Origin of the sequence: Bremerella volcania, assembly GCF_007748115.1 — a bacterium.
GTDB lineage: Bacteria > Planctomycetota > Planctomycetia > Pirellulales > Pirellulaceae > Bremerella > Bremerella volcania.
Map to the genome: position 1 here is coordinate 5399655 of NZ_CP036289.1, position 17021 is coordinate 5416675.

Annotated in this window: 15 protein-coding genes; 7 read left to right on the forward strand and 8 right to left on the reverse strand. The window is 55.9% G+C overall.

Annotated elements, in window-relative coordinates; all coding sequences use genetic code 11:
• Positions 1-189 precede the first annotated feature (189 nt).
• Positions 190-705: a ribosomal protein S18-alanine N-acetyltransferase gene (gene rimI, locus Pan97_RS21490; protein ID WP_196782175.1), complete on the forward strand. Its 516-nt coding sequence runs from the start codon at positions 190-192 to the stop codon at positions 703-705.
• On the opposite strand, the gene Pan97_RS21495 is transcribed toward rimI, so the two are convergent.
• Positions 702-1184 (reverse strand): YfcE family phosphodiesterase, encoded by a 483-nt coding sequence (locus Pan97_RS21495; protein WP_144976203.1) that lies wholly within the window; start codon positions 1182-1184, stop codon positions 702-704. The two genes, rimI and Pan97_RS21495, sit on opposite strands and share 4 nt — an antisense overlap.
• A gap of 84 nt (positions 1185-1268) precedes the next feature.
• On the opposite strand from Pan97_RS21495, the gene Pan97_RS21500 reads away from it, so the two are divergent.
• Positions 1269-1991 (forward strand): lysophospholipid acyltransferase family protein, encoded by a 723-nt coding sequence (locus Pan97_RS21500; RefSeq protein ID WP_241676444.1) that lies wholly within the window; start codon positions 1269-1271, stop codon positions 1989-1991.
• Here Pan97_RS21500 and Pan97_RS21505 read toward each other — a convergent pair.
• Positions 1958-3124, reverse strand: a complete 1167-nt coding sequence (locus Pan97_RS21505; protein ID WP_144976207.1) for an ATP-grasp domain-containing protein — start codon at positions 3122-3124, stop codon at positions 1958-1960. The genes Pan97_RS21500 and Pan97_RS21505 overlap by 34 nt on opposite strands.
• A gap of 303 nt (positions 3125-3427) precedes the next feature.
• On the opposite strand from Pan97_RS21505, the gene Pan97_RS21510 reads away from it, so the two are divergent.
• From Pan97_RS21510 to Pan97_RS21530, 5 genes are all read left to right on the forward strand, one after another.
• Positions 3428-5158, forward strand: a complete 1731-nt coding sequence (locus Pan97_RS21510) for a VWA domain-containing protein (RefSeq protein ID WP_144976209.1) — start codon at positions 3428-3430, stop codon at positions 5156-5158.
• 511 nt (positions 5159-5669) lie between these two features.
• Positions 5670-6167 (forward strand): formaldehyde-activating enzyme, encoded by a 498-nt coding sequence (fae, locus tag Pan97_RS21515; RefSeq protein WP_105355673.1) that lies wholly within the window; start codon positions 5670-5672, stop codon positions 6165-6167.
• Positions 6168-6477: 310 nt separating this feature from the next.
• Positions 6478-7086 carry an HXXEE domain-containing protein gene (locus tag Pan97_RS21520; RefSeq protein ID WP_144976211.1) on the forward strand — a complete coding sequence of 203 codons (609 nt, stop codon included), beginning with the start codon at positions 6478-6480 and terminating at the stop codon, positions 7084-7086.
• A gap of 27 nt (positions 7087-7113) precedes the next feature.
• Positions 7114-7977: a methylene-tetrahydromethanopterin dehydrogenase N-terminal domain-containing protein gene (locus tag Pan97_RS21525; protein WP_144976213.1), complete on the forward strand. Its 864-nt coding sequence runs from the start codon at positions 7114-7116 to the stop codon at positions 7975-7977.
• Positions 7978-8057: 80 nt separating this feature from the next.
• Positions 8058-8297 carry a hypothetical protein gene (locus Pan97_RS21530; RefSeq protein WP_144976215.1) on the forward strand — a complete coding sequence of 80 codons (240 nt, stop codon included), beginning with the start codon at positions 8058-8060 and terminating at the stop codon, positions 8295-8297.
• Between the two features lie 4 nt (positions 8298-8301).
• Here Pan97_RS21530 and Pan97_RS21535 read toward each other — a convergent pair whose 3' ends face one another.
• The 6 genes from Pan97_RS21535 to dnaB form a co-directional block, all read right to left on the reverse strand.
• Positions 8302-9927, reverse strand: a complete 1626-nt coding sequence (locus tag Pan97_RS21535; protein ID WP_144976217.1) for a BamA/OMP85 family outer membrane protein — start codon at positions 9925-9927, stop codon at positions 8302-8304.
• A 58-nt stretch (positions 9928-9985) separates the two neighbouring features.
• The gene (locus Pan97_RS21540; protein ID WP_144976219.1) at positions 9986-11575 is read right to left on the reverse strand and encodes a BamA/OMP85 family outer membrane protein; all 1590 of its coding nucleotides are present in this window, start codon (positions 11573-11575) and stop codon (positions 9986-9988) included.
• A gap of 223 nt (positions 11576-11798) precedes the next feature.
• Positions 11799-13850: an FAD-dependent oxidoreductase gene (locus tag Pan97_RS21545; protein WP_144976221.1), complete on the reverse strand. Its 2052-nt coding sequence runs from the start codon at positions 13848-13850 to the stop codon at positions 11799-11801.
• 129 nt (positions 13851-13979) lie between these two features.
• Entirely contained in the window at positions 13980-14588 is a 609-nt protein-coding gene (locus Pan97_RS21550) for a hypothetical protein (RefSeq protein WP_165698902.1), read from the reverse strand.
• A 142-nt stretch (positions 14589-14730) separates the two neighbouring features.
• A complete protein-coding gene (locus Pan97_RS21555; RefSeq protein ID WP_144976225.1) occupies positions 14731-15438 on the reverse strand; it encodes an arginyltransferase in 708 nt (235 codons plus the stop codon).
• A 115-nt stretch (positions 15439-15553) separates the two neighbouring features.
• Entirely contained in the window at positions 15554-16996 is a 1443-nt protein-coding gene (gene dnaB, locus Pan97_RS21560) for a replicative DNA helicase (protein ID WP_144976226.1), read from the reverse strand.
• Positions 16997-17021 lie beyond the last annotated feature (25 nt).

Consider the following 17021-nt stretch of genomic DNA (forward strand, 5'->3'; position numbering starts at 1 on the left):
GGGGCAATGCGGTTTCTTTCGGCTTGGCACATTTCACCAATTCTGATAGGTTACCGCTTCCTCAGACAGACAATCCGAGCCGGTTGTGAGGAGGATGCCTTTCCAGAATTGACGCGAACGGCAACCAAACAATTGGCATTAAACGCTCTCGGCTAAAAACAGCTTTGGCTATTTCGGAAGGAGTCCGGCATGAGTCAAATTAGTCAACGAACTTTACCTGTTCATATCCGCTGGATGATTCGACGCGATATGCAAGAGGTACTCGATATTGAAAGCCTCAGCTTCGAATACGCCTGGAGCGAAGAAGAGTTCGTCAAATGCCTTCGCGAACGCAACTGCATTGGCATGGTTGCCGAACACGAAGACCGCATTGCCGGCTATATGATCTACGAGATTCTCAACACGCGTCTCCATCTGTTGAATCTGGCCGTCGCTCCTTCGATGCGACGCGCAGGGGTTGGTCGCCAGATGATTGGTAAACTGGTTTCCAAGTTGACCCATCGCCGACGGCGTCAGATCCTTCTGGAAGTCCGAGAAACGAACCTGGAAGCTCAGAAGTTTTTCCGCAGCCTCGATTTCAAAGCGATTTCGCTGCTGCGTGACTTCTACGAAGACACCACCGAAGACGCCTACCTGATGCAGTATAAGCAGCTCGAATCCGGCGGATACACTCCGGTCAATCGAATCGCACGTCTGGCCAGCTAGACCTCGACGATCTCATGATGCATCGTCATCAGATCGACGATGGCGATCGTATGGCGGACGGCGCGAAAGAGTGCTCCCGGGTTGAGAGCCAGCGTGTGCCCAACCTGCCGCACGTTCACCTGGTGAGTATGACCGGAGCAGACCAGGTCATACTCTTCGCTGCGGATCATTCGCATCAGCAGCGCCGGGTCGTCTCCATGAGTCATTCCGATCCGGCGGCCCCCAAGCTCGATGTCGGCAACTTTGCCATAATAGCGGCCCCCCCTTGCTTCGATCTCTTCTTGGATCACACTTCGACTATCGTCCGTGTTTCCGTAGACATAGTGGGTAGGCCACTGAGAGAAAATCTCGACCACGCCTGTACTCCCGATGTCACCGCAATGCAAAACGTGCTCTACTGAGAACGTTTCCAGCATATACGCGGCCGACTGGGCGAAACGGCTGTGCCCGTGCGTGTCGCTTACGATTCCAATTTGCACTCTGTACCCCCTAATCCCGATCAAGAATTGAACGTTTTGTTGGTACTCGGCCTGGTAGCATCCACCTTTCTGGTGGTAATTACCGTGCTTTGGCTGTTCGCTCGCCGTACAGAGTACACCATAATCCAATTTCTTCTCGATCGCACGGCTTTTATCTTATTGCGATTCCTTTGGCATACTAAGGCCCCCTGCGGACTCCCGCTATCGAGGGACCAAGGCGCGGTCATCGTCGCGAACCATCACAGTAGCGTCGACCCATTCTTCATCCATCTAGCAGCCAAACGAAGAGTCCGCTGGTTCGTGGCCCGGGAATTCTTTGCCAACTGGTTTTTCGGCTGGTTTTTGAACGAGACCGGCGCCATCCCCACACGTCGCGGGGGAATCGACAATGCATCGGTTCGCGAAGCCGTAAAACTGCTCCAAGAAGGAAAGTGGGTCGGGGTCCTGCCGGAAGGGCGAATCAATACCTCGGACCAGTTCATGATGCCCGTTCGACCTGGCGCCGCCCTGCTGGCTCGCAGAGCAAACGTACCGATCCTTCCCGTCTACATCGAAGGGGCCCCGTACAACAAGACGGTAACCAGCCCCTTCTTCATGCCCGCCCAGGTTACGATCACCGTTGGCGAGTTGATTTACCCCAATGACTTTGAATCCGACCAGGCAATGATCGTTGCCGCGGTGAAAGCGATCGCCCAACTCGCCGACCAAACTGACTACGAGCCAACCCTGGCCGGTAAGAACTGGAAACCAACCCCTGAAGAGTTGGCACAGAATCAGCAATCTCCCGAGGACGACCCCTCGGAGTAAATGATCTCTTCCAAAAGTTCCTGATTCACTCGCAATGCTTCTTCGGCCAACGCTTCGCTCTTGGCATCGACGTACAACGTACAAACGGGGCTCCCGACGTCGATCGTCGTCCCCGGAATCGGAATGTCACCAATCTTTTGGTTGGTCAGATAACTTTCTTCGGTCAGAGAAAACGCCGCGTGAATGCCGCGTAGCATCCGATCGGTAAACTCAAGCCGCTTGGAGGCGTAAACGATCCTGACCCCACTCGACCAATAAGCGAACCGCGGACTGAGTTTGACTTCGTCTTGAAGGCAGGCCTGCACATGACGCGGCATCAAGGGGTTTTCGCGCATCCGTTCATGCAGCGCCGTGGTCGCCGTCCAACGAGGATTGACTTCCAGCAACGTTGGTCGATCCGTTTGCAGAAAGTCGATTCCCCAGAGTCCTATCATCCCGGCTTCCTCATGAATGGCATTCACGATGGGCTCAAGCGAGTTTGTTTCCGGCACACACAGGGAAACGGCACCCGCAAAGAGATACGGCAAAGGGGCCCCATACTGAGGTCCTATATGAAGCCGATTGACTCCCACGATTTGGCATCCCTGCATGGTTGACAACACCACGGCTGACATCGGCACCCCGGATAACTTCCGCTGAAGGTAGAAGCGGTGCGCCGACTTCGGCAAGGTACTCACCCTTTCAATATTCAAACCACCGGCCGAACGATACGGTTTGAGCAGCCACTGGTCGCTGGGCTGAGGATCGATCGGATTGTAGGCCGGATCGTGAATGCGGTGCGTTTCCGGGAATTCAAATCCATGTCGTTTCGCCAGGCCGGCAAGCCAGAATGGATCGCGGACCATTCTCAGCGTTTCTGGCGAATTGCCCAACAACCGTTTCTCCCTGGCCATGCGTTCGATTAGCCGGGGATAGTTCTCGAGGCCTCCCGTGTAGCACCAGGCATCCACATCCGTATCCCGAAGCCATCGCCGGGCCGACCAGGGGTAATTGCGCAACGCCCTGACCTCGCCGATCTGCCCCAGGTCGTAGTCGGCAAACATGTCCGCCGCGACGACCGAAAACCCGCCACGTACGAGCGATGCGGCCATGGCCCGGCAACTGGCGCCGATCAATCCGATTCGCTTTCCCATGCTTTACTCACGTTCGTGTCCACATTCCGCGCAATCTGGAAGGTTTTTCCCGCCTCGCGATCAGGCGTAACCTACGTTTTTAATTAGCAAGGACACTCGTCATCTCTCTCCTTCAGAGAGGTTTACCGCAGAAAGCTGATCAGCACATGTTGCGAAAAAGCATCATTGGTCAGATGGAAGCGAACTCCCTAAATCTCGTTTCAGACCCTTTTAAATAGTTGGGTTGCCTCGAGCACGCCAGCACGAATTCCCTTCGGCTCGCCGCGATCCAACAAACTTCTTCCAAATCCCAGGAGAGAGTTTATGCTTCGCCGATCTACTTCCCCCGACGAGGAAATGTCTTACGTAGGATCGCACCCAAAACGCGGCATCATTGTCGTGCTATCCGCGGTACTCATGATTGTCATGATGGCAATGCTCGCATTCAGCATTGACGTCGGCTACATGTACACCATGCAATCGCAATTGCAGCGCAGCGTCGACGCGGCCACCCTGGCCGGTGCCGGCTCGCTGATCGACGGCGAAGACGCCGCCACCGACGCCATTCACGAGTACCTTGTTCGTAATCCGGTTGGTACTCAGTGGAAAGAATACGACAACCAGCCGGTCGAGGAAAGTGTTGCCCACTTCATGGACCACTATGCTCAAGGGCTTGAGGTCAACTTCGGGGAATGGGACGGCGACACGCAAGAGGTGATTCCATCCACTCGCCCTGCCTCGACCGTTAAGGTGAGCATGCGATACGACAACATGCCCTTCTTCTTCGGGCATTTGCTCGGCCGTGATACCTTCAGCATTCAAGCTAATAGTGCGGCCGCCTATCAGCCACGCGACATCATGGTGGTGTTGGATTTGTCCGGTTCGATGAATGACGACAGCGAGTTCAATGCTTTCAATAAGCTAGGCGTCGCTCACGTCACGGCGAATCAACTTCAGATGTATGAAGAGCTAGGTTCACCTATCTACGGCAACCTGGAGTTTGAACCCAAGTGGGCCGTCGCCAAAGGTCCCGCTCCAGAGATCGACGCCCAAGCCCAAGTTACCGTCGAATATCAATACAGCACGGTCGTCGTCAGCTCGACGAAGTCGTACGATCGGATTCGTGTTCGTCGGCAAAATGGGGACGTCATTACGTACTACCCCAGCGGCACCACCGGCACCTATACGCCTGGCGGTCAGGTTCGTGAAGTCTGGGCCTACAGCGGCAAGAACGCCGACGGATCGGACCAGGTTCATTACTTCGACTTCACTAACCGGGACACGTTTATCACGGCCCTGGGACTCGATACGGTTGCCTATCCGTACAGCGGCAACTGGGATAGCTATATCAACTACTGCACCTCCAGCAATGGCCAGAACAAGAACGCGGGCTTCCGCTACAAGTTCGGCTACCAGAACTTCATTGTCTACCTGCTCGAGCAGCGAACGCTTCACGAACAGTCCACTGACATGTGGAAAGCGAGTGCTCAACCGATCACCGCCCTGAAGTCTTCGGTGGCCATGTTCGTCAACTTCATCCAGCAGGCCGACTCCGACGACCAGATGGGACTCTCGATGTACAACGGCCCCGGTGGTAACGGGATCCTCGAGTCGACCCTTGGCGACGACTTCGGCTACATCGTGGCCCAAGCCAATCAGCGACAGGCCGGCTACTACCACAACTACACCAACATCGCAGGCGGCATGACGGTGGCTCGTGAAGAACTGGACGCTCGCGCTCGACCAGGTGCCTACAAGATGATGGTCCTGATGACCGATGGCGTGGCCAACTGGAATAACGGCGGTGTGAACACTTCGGCCGCTCGTGACGCGGTAATCAACGAAGCTCACCTCGCCGCCGACAAAGGTTATGTGATCGTTACCATCAGCATGGGAGCTGGTGCCGACACCGATCTCATGCAACAAGTCGCCGACATCACCAATGGCGCGCACTTCAACATTCCCGGTGGCAAGACTGGCGATGAATACGCGGAAGAACTGACCGAAGTCTTCCAGCAAATTGCCGGCTACCGCCCACTGCGACTGGTTCAGTAAGACCACCGCAGGGAAACCGACTCTTCCCGCCAGAGGCCGTCGTGCACCGCTGCCCGCGCGACGGCCTCTTCTCCTTTCGAAGCCGAAGGCTTCATAGTTGGAAGTTTTCAGCGTTCAGTTTTCAGTCCGGAGAAGCTTCCGCTCCGTAATATGGACCTATCGCCTTCCCCCGGGCATACATCAGAAGGCACCTAATTCACCAAAAGCCAACGACTCGTTCTTCTCAACGGAAAACTGAACGCTGAAAACTTCAAACTCCCCTCCAATTTCTACCCGCGGCATGCCCAAACCTCGGTACCCACCACTACTTGCAATTCGGGCACAGTCTGCTATCGTCTTGACTGTCAGCTGGCTCAAAGTCTTTTCGACCCTTGGCTTGCCGGGGCTTTCGATGCGTCTTGGGCCTCGTTAAATTGGACAATACCCACAGGCCTGCGCACCGACATCTACACAAGAAAGTCGACGCGGGCGTCACCCCGTATCCTCTTAGTTCCCGCACGGAGAATCCCGGATGTCGATGTATATCGGAGAAGCCCTCGCTGGCGATGGTAACGAAGTCGCGCATATCGATCTGATGATCGGTTCCAAGGATGGCCCTGTTGGTCACGCTTTCGCTTCGGCCCTGGTCAATCAAACCGCCGGTCACTCCAACCTGTTGGCCGTTTTGACCCCCAACCTGGCCGTTAAGCCAGCGACCGTGACCATCACCAAGGTCACCATCAAGAATTCGAAGCAAGCCGTTCAGATGTTCGGTCCAGCCCAAGCTGCCGTCGCTAAAGCAGTTGCCGACGCAGTCGAGCAAGGCGTCATCCCGAAGGATCAGTGCGAAGATCTGGTGATCGTCTGTGGCGTCTTCATCCACTGGGAAGCCCAGGACGACAAAAAGATCTACGATTACAACTACGAAGCGACCCTGCAGTCGATCAAGAACGCCATGGCTGGCAAGCCAACCGCCGACGAAGTGATCGCTGGCAAGGAACAAGCGGCTCACCCGTTCCGCGGTTTCTAAATAAGTGTCCAGCTTCGGCACAGTCGTCCAAGTCCCGCGAGGCTACTTTTTAGACCACGCCGGGACTTTTTTTATGCCGTGTGCGGAAGGCTGTTACTCGCAAAGTCTAAAACAAGCGTCACAACCGTAACAACTGGGCGCACTAGCATGGGTCAACTCGCCAACTCGTGATTCACTTCCCGTCCGTAAGGTATGGTGAGATATCGTCATGAGATTCGTTAATCTCGGTCTACACGACGATGATCCCAGATCTCTGGGAAACCGGATTCTTTACGTAGAAGCACCGCAGATATGATGGGGAAGAGAGACGATGTGGCGTTGGCTTGTTCGTGACTGGCAGTGGCCTGCCGCTGCTTTGTTCACTTCCTGTTTTCTCCTCGCGTTCGTGCCGATGGTGTATCAATCGATGGGACTTGGATTCGCGCTATTGTTTGTTCAGCTTCCCATCTACATGATTCATCAATGGGAAGAGCATCGCGGAGACCGATTTCGCATTTACATCAATCGAACCCTCGGCGGCGGTCGCGAAGCATTGACACCGGCGGCAACCTTCTGGATCAACTCCCTGGGTGTTTGGGGAGTAGATCTGCTGGCACTTTATTTGGCCTGGACCATCGCTCCGTGGGCAGGACTTACCGCCGGCTACCTTGCCGTGGTCAATGCCGTTCCCCACTTGGTAATGGCTATCAAACTTCGTGAATACAACCCTGGTGTTATTACGGCAGCTGTATTGTTTCTGCCGCTGGGAACATGGTGCATCGCGACCATCGGCGCGGAGGCGGGTTGGCAAGCAAACGCAGCCGCTTTGCTGGCCGCCGTCGGCGTTCATGTCGCGATCGTCATTCACGTCGGCCGTCGTATCGCTCGGCTAAGTAATCCGACCGTGCCCGTGACGAACCTGGATTCTATTCACGCTTAAAACCTCAAACGGTGAGGCAACTTACGCATGAAGAACATTCTCCTTCAGCTAGATACCGATACCCAACCGAGCACCTTCGATTCGGTCGTCGCCGTCGACTCCGGAGCAGAGGTCATGTTCCGGCATGGTGGAGTCACCCCTGATCAAGTTACGGGACTTGTGCATGGACTCATCTTCACTCGATCGCCCAGTAAGCTGAAGCATTCAGCGATCTACGTGGGTGGTTCAAATGTCGACAAGGCGGAAGAGTTGCTAGGCGCGGTAACCAAAAGCTTCTTTGGCCCCATGCGTGTCTCGGTGATGATGGACGGAAATGGTGCCAACACCACGGCCGCCGCCGCGGTGATCTGCGGTGCTCGCCATCTGGATCTCGAAGGGACGCAGGCTCTGGTCTTGGGTGGCACAGGCCCCGTCGGCCAACGTGCCGCTCGACTCTTGATTCGGGCAGGGGCCAAGGTACGGCTCGCATCAAGATCTTTAGAAAAGGCCCAAGCGGCTGCCAAACAGATTGCCGATGACGTCTTAATTGGTTCTCCGGAACCCATCGCGGTAAGCGATGGAGACTCGACCGCCGCGGCACTCGAAGGGGTACAGCTCCTGATCTCTGCCGGTGCTGCCGGAGTGACCTTGGTCCCCTTTGCCGTTCGCGAGAGCGCGAAGGATTTGAAGGTCGCCATCGACCTCAATGCCGTCCCGCCACTGGGTATCGAGGGAATCGACTTCCAAGACAAAGCGGCCGAGAATCTCGGTCAGATCTGCTACGGCGCCATTGGTGTCGGCGGCGCCAAGATGGCCATTCACAAGGCCGCCATTCAGCGTCTCTTCAGCCGAAACGATCTGGTTTTGAATGCGGAAGAGATCTTCGCCCTGGGAATGGAACTTGAGGGGTAATTTTCTCTGCGTGCTATCACCGGCAACCGGTCGACAATAGAAGAGTCGACACAATGGATTTCCGCGCAGGGAGAAAAAGCATGCGAAAGTGGATGCTGGCATTTGCCGTGCTTGCAGGCACCGCCATAGGATCATCCGCCGAGGCCGCCGGCCCAGCTCAATACTGGATCATCGCACCGGAATCGACCGCTGCGCCCATCCTGACGCCGCGTCCGAAAACCCGCTATTCGTATGGCTGGTTCGGCGTGAGCCAGCCTTATCGAACCGCAGGCTATCATCACGGGTATCAGAACACTTACGTCGATTGGACGTTTCGCTAAGCGACTAGCGAGCCGCACCAACGAAGAAGCTGAAGACCTGCGTCTGGTCGGTATCGGCGTGATTGATTGGGAAAGCGAAGTCCAACGCGATCGGAGCCTGACCCAACGCCGGCACCGAGATGCGAAGACCAAAACCAGGGGCGACGTCGAAGTCGTCCCACACGATCTTGGTCGATTCTTCCACCGCACCCACGTCGGTGAAGAGCACACCTTTGACCATGTCGTCGGCGGTGATCGGGAACATATATTCCACCGAACCCAGCAAGCGGAACGGGCCACCGACAAACACGTCACCCGATTTCGGACCAACACGTCGGAAGTCGAAACCACGCAAGGTCGAGAAACCACCAGCGTAGAAGTTCTCGAAGATCGGCGTATCAGCACCTGAGAAACCGGCTCGCGTTGAGAAGCCCAACGTATGCCGCCCGGAACCGTCGGGGCGTTCACCCAGCAGGAAGTACTGCCGGAAGTCGACTTCAGCCCGCGAATAGCTGTACTCGCCGAATGCCTGTTCCAGGTTGATTTCAAACAAGTGACCTTCGGTCGGGGCGAATGCCAGGTCACGCGTATCGTGCGTGATGCTCCAACTTCCGGTGTAAAGATCGTTGTGACCAAGCACTGCATCAAGTTCAGGCACCCCAGGCACGCGAGGATCGCTGATCTCGACGTCTTCCATACGCAAACTGACGGCCGTCGAAAGGTCAGGCGTCAAACGGTAGCCCAAACCAACACGGCCACCGACGCGCTGTTCGTCCCAGTCGCGGTAGATACGGTTGAAGAAGTAGCCACTCAAGTTCAGGCTCACGCGGGTATCAAACAAGTACGGTTCGCTGAAGCTGACCATGTACCGCTGCACCTGGGTACCCGGCATGGCTTCGATTCGGAACCCCTGCCCTGCCCCGCGCCATGCGCGGCCATTCCAGACGTCATCGAAGCTGGACGGATATCTCCGCCAGTCGAAGTTCCGTTCGTCGATCACGATCGAACCCGTCACGCCGGCATCGGAGTTGATGCCCACGCCAAACTGGAATCGCCCGGTTTGAGCTTCTTCCGCACGAATCGTCAGGTCGGCCGTACGGCCAGGATCGTAGTACGGGTTCGGTGAAATAATCGCATCGGGGCCCAGGGGAGGATCATAGATACGAGCACCACCCAGTGGACGACCATTATTGGGTGGGTAACCATAAGGATTCAGTGGCCCGGTAACCGGTGCCGGAATCGGTGGGCTGCCATAGGGATACCCTGCGGCATCTTGGCTATACATACCGGTCTCGGGATTCGACGGCGAAGGATAACCCTGCTGGTACTGCACCGGCTGAACCGGCTGCTGGTACTGCTGATAGGGATCGTAGCTGCCAATCGGAGCACCCGAGGCTGGCATGCCGCCACGGTATTGGTTGGGATTGCCGGGGGACGATTCGTACGCTGTGCGATCGTACGAATCCCAATTCTGTGCGCTTCCAGGATAACCTTGATTGTCGCGTCCCTGCACATTCCAGTTGGGAGCCGCTTGTTGCCCGTAGCTTCCGCCAGTCCAATTCTGAGCCGAAGCCGAGTTCCATCCGGCAAATGTGCCAGCGAAGAGACTCAAAGCGAGGGTTATCTTCAGCAGTTGTCCGCTTCTGTCCACCTAGGGGTCCTCATTCAGCGTTGGCGCTCGGGGGGGAAATCGAGCTGAACCAGGCTTCTTAGTTGCTCGGCACGGATGAATAAACGGAAGTAGGATATTGCCGCGGCGGTGAGGGCGCGGCAGCTTCCCGATAAATAGGCTGTGAATAGCGACTCATCTGCGGCACAGCCTGCTGAGGAGGCATTTGCTGCGGTGGAGCCGTTTGATAGCCGCCAGGCTGCCCGGCATATTGTTGAGGCGGGTAGGCCTGCGGCTGATAATTTTGAGCTGGGCTCTGACCACGATAGGTCCGGCTGCCGCCACGCTCGGCGACCTGCGTTTCGACGTCACTCAACTCAGGTGGAGCAACGGTGATCGAAGGGGTCACGCCGCGATGCGGTTCGTTGACGAACAATTGCGAAGCCTTGATGCGGCGCTCGTCGTCGCGAATCTTCGTGATGTCGATGATGTCGCCAGGTTGCAGCGACATGCGATTCAAAATCACGGCATGCTTCGTGTGCGGAAAGTCGCCGGAGATTTCGATGTTGATATTACCAACTCGGTACTGATCCCCTTCCCGAATGTCGTATACCAGGTCCAAGGTGCCCGGCGTTTCCAAGAAGCGTGGTTCCGCTTTCACGTCCGCGTGGATGTACCCCTGCGAGCCGTACAGATCGGAAATCGCTCGCACGTCAGCGGTCATCTTCTTCTGGTCGAAGTATTCGCCGCGTTCCATTTTGATCTGCGAGAACAGTTGCTCGGCATCGAACCGAGTTTGTCCCACGAACGAGATGTTTCTCACTTCGTAGCGTGGCCCTTCATCAATGACGAACGTGACGTACGCCCATTTGCCGTTTTCGCTGTACTCGATGATGCGATTGATCTGTGCTTTGAAGAACCCAAGACTTCGATAGTAAGCCGTCAAGCCATCAACGTCCTGTTCGACCTGTGTCTTGTCGAGTTCGCCGTTGATCAGATAGAACCAGCCTGGCTTGCTTTTGATCTGCGTTTTCAAACGAGAATCAGAAGCAATCGAATTTCCCACGAAGGTCGTGCTGCCAATTCGAGCCAGCGGACCTTCATGGATCATGAACGCCACGCCCTTGTCTTCTGGATTCAATCCTTCGACGACCTGCACGGTCGCTTTGCCATGTCCACGGGTGTGGTAGTAATCTTCTAGCTTCAGTCGGGCTTCTTCGATGACGTACTTGTTGAGGGTGCCCTCTAACTTCATTTCCGACTTTTTCAGCAGCGTCTTGTCGCGCACCGACTCGTTGCCGAGAAACTTGATGTAGGCAATCCGCGGGCGTTCCTCGAACTGAAACGTCACGTAGATTCCTTCAGCCGACTTGTCGGTCAGAATCTGAACATCGCGAAACAATCCCGATGCGGCCAAACGGCGAACGTCAGATTGAATTTGTTCCGGATCGAACTCACGACCAACGCGGGACTTGATCATCGAACGAATACGCGTCTCATCCGTCTGGGCATTCCCCTGCAGGCGAATCCCCGTGATCAAAGGGCGAGTCGGAACGTTGGGTGTAAACGGCGATGGAGCGGTAAGTTGCGGCACAATGTCCTGTGCTGCGGCCTGATGTGCTGCTAAGCCAAGATAACTCAGCGCGGCCAATACAACGACGCTCGTCAGCCCGTGGCGTATCCACTGCATGCGGTAAATCCCTTTATCAACTTCTCTGGCTGGCTTCCGTGCCTACCATCGCGTCCCTTTCGCGCAAGGTTGTGGGACGCAATGTGGAGAAATACTGAAACGCTCGGCTCCTGGCAAGACGAATATCGCCCAGGAGTTACGCTGAGCTGAGATACGCATCGGAAAAGTTTATGGTTCAGGCAAAATGTGACGCTAGCGGTGCCTGCGGGTGGGCATCTTCAGACTACTTCACTGGCAAAAGTTGAATCGCGTCCAGAATGACGAACCCATCCGTATCTCTATTCTGGATCACGATTTTCACTACCTCGTCGGCCGTAAGATTGACCTTTCCGATCTTCCGGAAGGCTTCTCCACTGGGCAGTGGAATCGTTTGATCGACCGTCAGTTCGACCGTATTCGAGCCGCTTGTCAGCGTCAGCGGGACCTTTTTGGCCCGGGTAGGATGAGCTGAGTACGCCATGCGGACCTCGTACTTACCACCCTGGGGGACTTTAAACTCGAACGTTGCCGTCGCGGTACCGTCCCCTTTGGCTTCGTCGTGCCGATAGCTGCCATCGATGCAGGGCTTGAAGTTCGATGAACTGGCCCACGTTCCTTCTAACTTAGCGGCGGAGTCGTCCAGCACGATGCCTGGCAAGCTCTTCGATGCGATGCTACTGGCAACCGGCGAGCGAGTAAGTTCGGGCAGCTCTGGTAACTCCAGGACTTGCCCTTGAGCCAGCAGTCGTTCACGAAGCTCAGGATAGGAAAGCGATTGCACTCCCTTCCCTTGTTTCGCCGCCATCGCGGCAGCAATGCCAGCACTCTGCCCGATAATCATCCAGGTAGGCTCGACCCGAATCGAAGAAATGCCCACGTGCGTGCACGACATGGCCACCGGGACCAGCAAGTTATCGCACTCACTGGGTTTTGGCACGATCGAACGATAAGGAATGTGATACGCGTATCCGTGCGGTCGGCCGGGGATGCGAACCGGAAAGATCGTTCCTTCGTCGGCAACCGTTCCATCGGAAAAAGCCACACGCCGACAATCATGAGAATCGATTGGGAAGGACGATACCGCGATCGGATCTTCCTTCTCCGGCGACTCTAAAATGTCCTTCTGACTGACGACGTACATCCCCTGCATGCGCCGTCCTTCACGGACATACAACTGAGGCGGAAAGTGATCGGTCGCAGCGAACTCGTCTCTACATAAACCGAGCCGCGAATATTTGTCCCGAACATCCTTCGGCACCGCTGGGTCGGTGGTCAGAAAGTGATAGAACTCAAGCGTGTACTGTTTGTGCTGCTCGAAAATCTTGTCACGCCCGGCCTGACCGGCTTCACTCCAACCGTTACATGCCCCGACGAGCCCCAACGAGAACTGCCCGCCGATCGAATTATTGCCATCGAACTTCTTGCCCGGTAACGGATAAAGATCGATCCCATAGCTGCGACCGCCGGAAGCGATGTAGCGTCGGATCGCTTCAAACCGAGCCGGATCATAATGATCAGGCTTCGGCATCGGCACGCGATTGCCAGCCTCGGCAGTCAAGCACAGCCGAAAGCTATAGACCATTACCAGGCCATCCCCTTCCGCTTCTTCTCCTGGCTCAGCTGTTGTTATCAGTGGAAGCAAATTTCCATCGGCATCGAAGCCGTCAATTTTCATCTTTCCCTTCGGATAACGCTTTCCGGCGAGTGACTCACCGTACTCTGCCTTTGCTTCGCGTCCGATCGTCCAGCTGACGTTCGCCGCCGCCAGCAAGTCTCCTTCGTAAGTGGCGTCGACATACGTTTTTGCCTGGAAGGCTCCCTGGTTGGTGACGAGTTGCTCGATGGTTTTCCCGTTCATCTTTGCCGACTGCAGCACGTGCTCTGGTAGAACCTCAACACCAGCTTCGGTGAGCATCGCCATCGTGACGCGCATCGCGACGTGCGGCTCGTAGGTCCACTTGGCGTTGTCCTTCACGCTGACGACATACGGAAGCGAAACGCCACGAGCTTGGTAATCGGCTTCAATCCGCCGATGCCATTCGTCGAACAGCCCCATCACGGTTGAACGCACGGTTTGGTTCGAGTCGCTGAAGCTCAATCCACCTGTATTCACGCCGCCAACATGCGAGGTCGGTTCCAATAGGATCACTGAAGCCCCTTCCCTCGCGGCCGCAATCGCCGCACAAAAACCGCCTGGCGTCGAGCCGTAGACGATCACGTCGGCTGATTTCGTTTCCGCCTGAAGTGTACTTCCTGAGGTGCCAAGAATCGCGATGCACAAGATAGCACAAGACATTGAGGAAAGTTGGTTCATGGCACCGGCAGGGTTGGGAGGCAGGAAATAAGAAGCTTGACTATTGTAGTTCAATTCGCACCGCGGATCCAAATCAGCACGGACTACTTTGCATCACGTCGGCTTCTGCGTCTAGAACCCAGCGAGGTAATTCATCCACTTCGCGTAGTGCAGCAGCAATATGACAATGCCAACCCAGTGAAGCCAGTCACGTTGCTCGCGTTGAACGAGTTCCCACAAGGCTAGTAAGGGAACCATGCCGAACACAACGATCCTCATTACGTTGGCCGAACGACGAAGCATCTCGAAGGAGATGAACTGCCCCATAGGCAATTGCAAAGGATTCATCAGGGCGAGAATCAGGAGATTCAGAAATATTACCAAGCCGAATACGACTCTCCACAAACGCGAGAAGCGAAGTAGGCTCAAGCAAACGACAAGAATCAGAATGACGCCGCAGTGCTGAACGAGTCCCTCGACCTCATAGATACGTTGACGAAACGGATCATATCCCATCGACGGATCGTGCGTCGTAACATCTACTGCCACCGCCGAAATGGTAGCTAGTTCATAGTAACCGATCCAAAGCAACATGACGTGCCCTGGTTGCCATGACCAAGCCATGCCGCGAGAACGCCAGAGAACCATCAAAACAATTGTTGTGATTCCAGTTCCCAGCCCGACGGCACTGGTGCCATAGAATCGAATCGAAAACCAATCGAGCTTTCCCGTAGCGTTCAATCCGAAACCATTCAGGAAAGTCATCCAGGCACAGAAAGAAAGGGACAAGAAGGTAACCCAGACCATCAGTGTCGCCAATGAAAACGGCGGCGTGCCTGGAATTGGCCTGGTCAAATCGCTTTCACTGACTGTCTTTGGTTCGCTATTCAAAACGCTGCCAAACTCCATCGATCCGTCGTTCGTGCGGCAAATAGCTGGCCTTGTACTTCATGTGGGCGTTTCCGGCGACGTAGAAGCCGAGATACAAATACTTCAGACCCCACGCGCGGCAAGCTTCGATCTGTTTGAGTACCGAGAAATTGCCGATCCCCAATTCGCTCAATTCGGAGTCGAAATAGCAGTAGACGGCCGACATGGCCTGGCGGCCGACGTCGGCGATGGCGACACCCACCAGGTCATCGCCGCGATAGTAGCGGAATTCTCGGCTGTCGCAGCAAGTAATGCCGATGAACTCTTTCAAGCTTCGCAGGTCAATTTCGCTGCCAGGCTCGCCGAGTCCTCGTCCGACTTTGTGCTTGTTGTAGAGTTCAACCCGCTTGCGATCGATAATCGGCTCGCCGATCTCAACGCGAAGTTCCGCCTCGGCCTTCTTCAAAACTCGGCGATGACGCCGACGGGGCTCGAAATCTTCGACGGGGATACGGATCGGCTCGCAGGCACAACAGCCAGGGCACTGCGTGTGGTAGATGAAGATGCCGGAGCGCCGAACCCCTTCGGCCAGCGCCTGATCGAATGCTTCCGGCTCGGCACGAAAGTCGGTCAGATAGAACGGGAGCACCGCCAGCCGGTTGGGCAGGTAGGGGCACGTCTCTTCGACGTCGATGAATTTCGCCCCGTAGCGATGACTCATGCGAGTTCTCTACACCTTTTCACATGGAAACAGCAGCCCGGCGGAAACGTGACTCAGGCCGCCATTCGAATTATACCTTTTAAATAGTAGGTGTTTTTCCCAAAAAAGAGGAAGGCTAAAAGCCTCCCTCGCCTCCTTGGTTGAACGCCGAGAAGTCATCCGGCTCGCGGTCGAACGCGTTCTCGAAGCGCGTGAAGTCTTTGAGCCAGGTCAGTTTGACTTCTCCCACCGGGCCTGCTCGCTGCTTACCGATGATGATTTCGGCCTGACCGGCGTACTGTTCGCGTTCCTCGCCATGGTGATAGTACTCTTCACGGTGCACGAACATCACGACGTCGGCGTCCTGTTCGATGGCCCCCGATTCGCGGAGGTGACTCAACTTCGGCTTGTTGTCTTTGGAAACTTCGGCCTGACGATTGAGCTGCGCCAGGCACAGAATCGGCACGTTCATCTCACGCGCCAAACCCTTCAATCGCCGGGCAATCTTGGCCACCTGTTCCTGTCGAGGATCGTCGGCATTGTCGGGTTCGATTAACTGTAAGTAATCGATCACGATCAGGCCCAGACGTTTCTCATTACGAATGATGCGCCGCGCTGATGCGGCAATTTCGGCCACCGTTCGGCTGGGAGAGTCGTCGACAAACAGGGGCGCTTCGCCGACCAGCGAGGACTTCTCGATCAACCGAGCCCGGTCTTCATTGCTGAGCGTTCCGTTTCGCAGACGATGGCCGTTCACGCGAGCAACGCTGCACAGCAGACGATCGCAAAGTTCGACCGATCCCATTTCCAAGCTGACAAACAGCACGGGTACTTTGCCGTGCACGGCGATGTTTTCGGCAATGTTCATGGCGAACGCCGTCTTACCCATGGCGGGTCGAGCGGCCAGAATCAGCAGTTGGCTGCCATGGAAACCGCTCGTCATTTCATCGAGATCGTTGAAGCCCGTCAGCACGCCGTCTTCGTTCGCCTCGCCGCGAAGACGAGCGTCGATGCGTTCCATGGCTTCGGTCACGATCTCGCGCATGCTGGCCATGCTGCGGCTGTCGCGACCGTCGAGGATGCTGAAGATCTTCTGTTCTGCCCGGCCGATCAATTCTTCCGGCTTGCCGGCTTCCTGGTAGGCATCCTGTAGGATGTCGGTCGCCGCGATGATCAGGTTCCGGCTGGTCGCCTTCTTGCGGACGATCTCGGCATAGCTGACCGCATGAGCCGCGTGCGGAACGCTGCGGGCAACCGTTGCCAGGTAGGCGGCACCACCGCAGAACTCCCAGTCGCCGGCATCACGCAGATGTTCGCTAAGCAGCGTGATATCGATCTTCCGACCGCTGTTGTGCAGGTCGACCATGTGTTCGAAGAGCTTCTTGTTCGCCTCGTCGTAGAAGTCCTCGGGACGCAGAATCATGATCACGTCGTCTAGCACGTCGGGCAGCAGGATGATACTGCCGAGCACGCACTGTTCCGACTCAATGCTGCACGGCGGCTGGTTATCGAGCAGGTTAGTCGTTACCTCTTCTCGATCGTCGAATCGCCGCTTCTTGGATTTGCTGCCGGTAGCCAAGGATGTGCTCCATCCGTAGGTTGAG

Coding starts and splice junctions, on each gene's coding strand:
- fae (WP_105355673.1), top strand. CDS start 5,670: ATGTCGATGTATATCGGAGAAGCCCTCGCTGGCGATGGTAACGAAGTC.
- Pan97_RS21525 (WP_144976213.1), top strand. CDS start 7,114: ATGAAGAACATTCTCCTTCAGCTAGATACCGATACCCAACCGAGCACC.
- rimI (WP_196782175.1), top strand. CDS start 190: ATGAGTCAAATTAGTCAACGAACTTTACCTGTTCATATCCGCTGGATG.
- Pan97_RS21555 (WP_144976225.1), bottom strand. CDS start 15,438: ATGAGTCATCGCTACGGGGCGAAATTCATCGACGTCGAAGAGACGTGC.
- Pan97_RS21510 (WP_144976209.1), top strand. CDS start 3,428: ATGCTTCGCCGATCTACTTCCCCCGACGAGGAAATGTCTTACGTAGGA.
- Pan97_RS21545 (WP_144976221.1), bottom strand. CDS start 13,850: ATGTCTTGTGCTATCTTGTGCATCGCGATTCTTGGCACCTCAGGAAGT.
- Pan97_RS21530 (WP_144976215.1), top strand. CDS start 8,058: ATGCGAAAGTGGATGCTGGCATTTGCCGTGCTTGCAGGCACCGCCATA.
- Pan97_RS21505 (WP_144976207.1), bottom strand. CDS start 3,124: ATGGGAAAGCGAATCGGATTGATCGGCGCCAGTTGCCGGGCCATGGCC.
- Pan97_RS21520 (WP_144976211.1), top strand. CDS start 6,478: ATGTGGCGTTGGCTTGTTCGTGACTGGCAGTGGCCTGCCGCTGCTTTG.
- Pan97_RS21540 (WP_144976219.1), bottom strand. CDS start 11,575: ATGCAGTGGATACGCCACGGGCTGACGAGCGTCGTTGTATTGGCCGCG.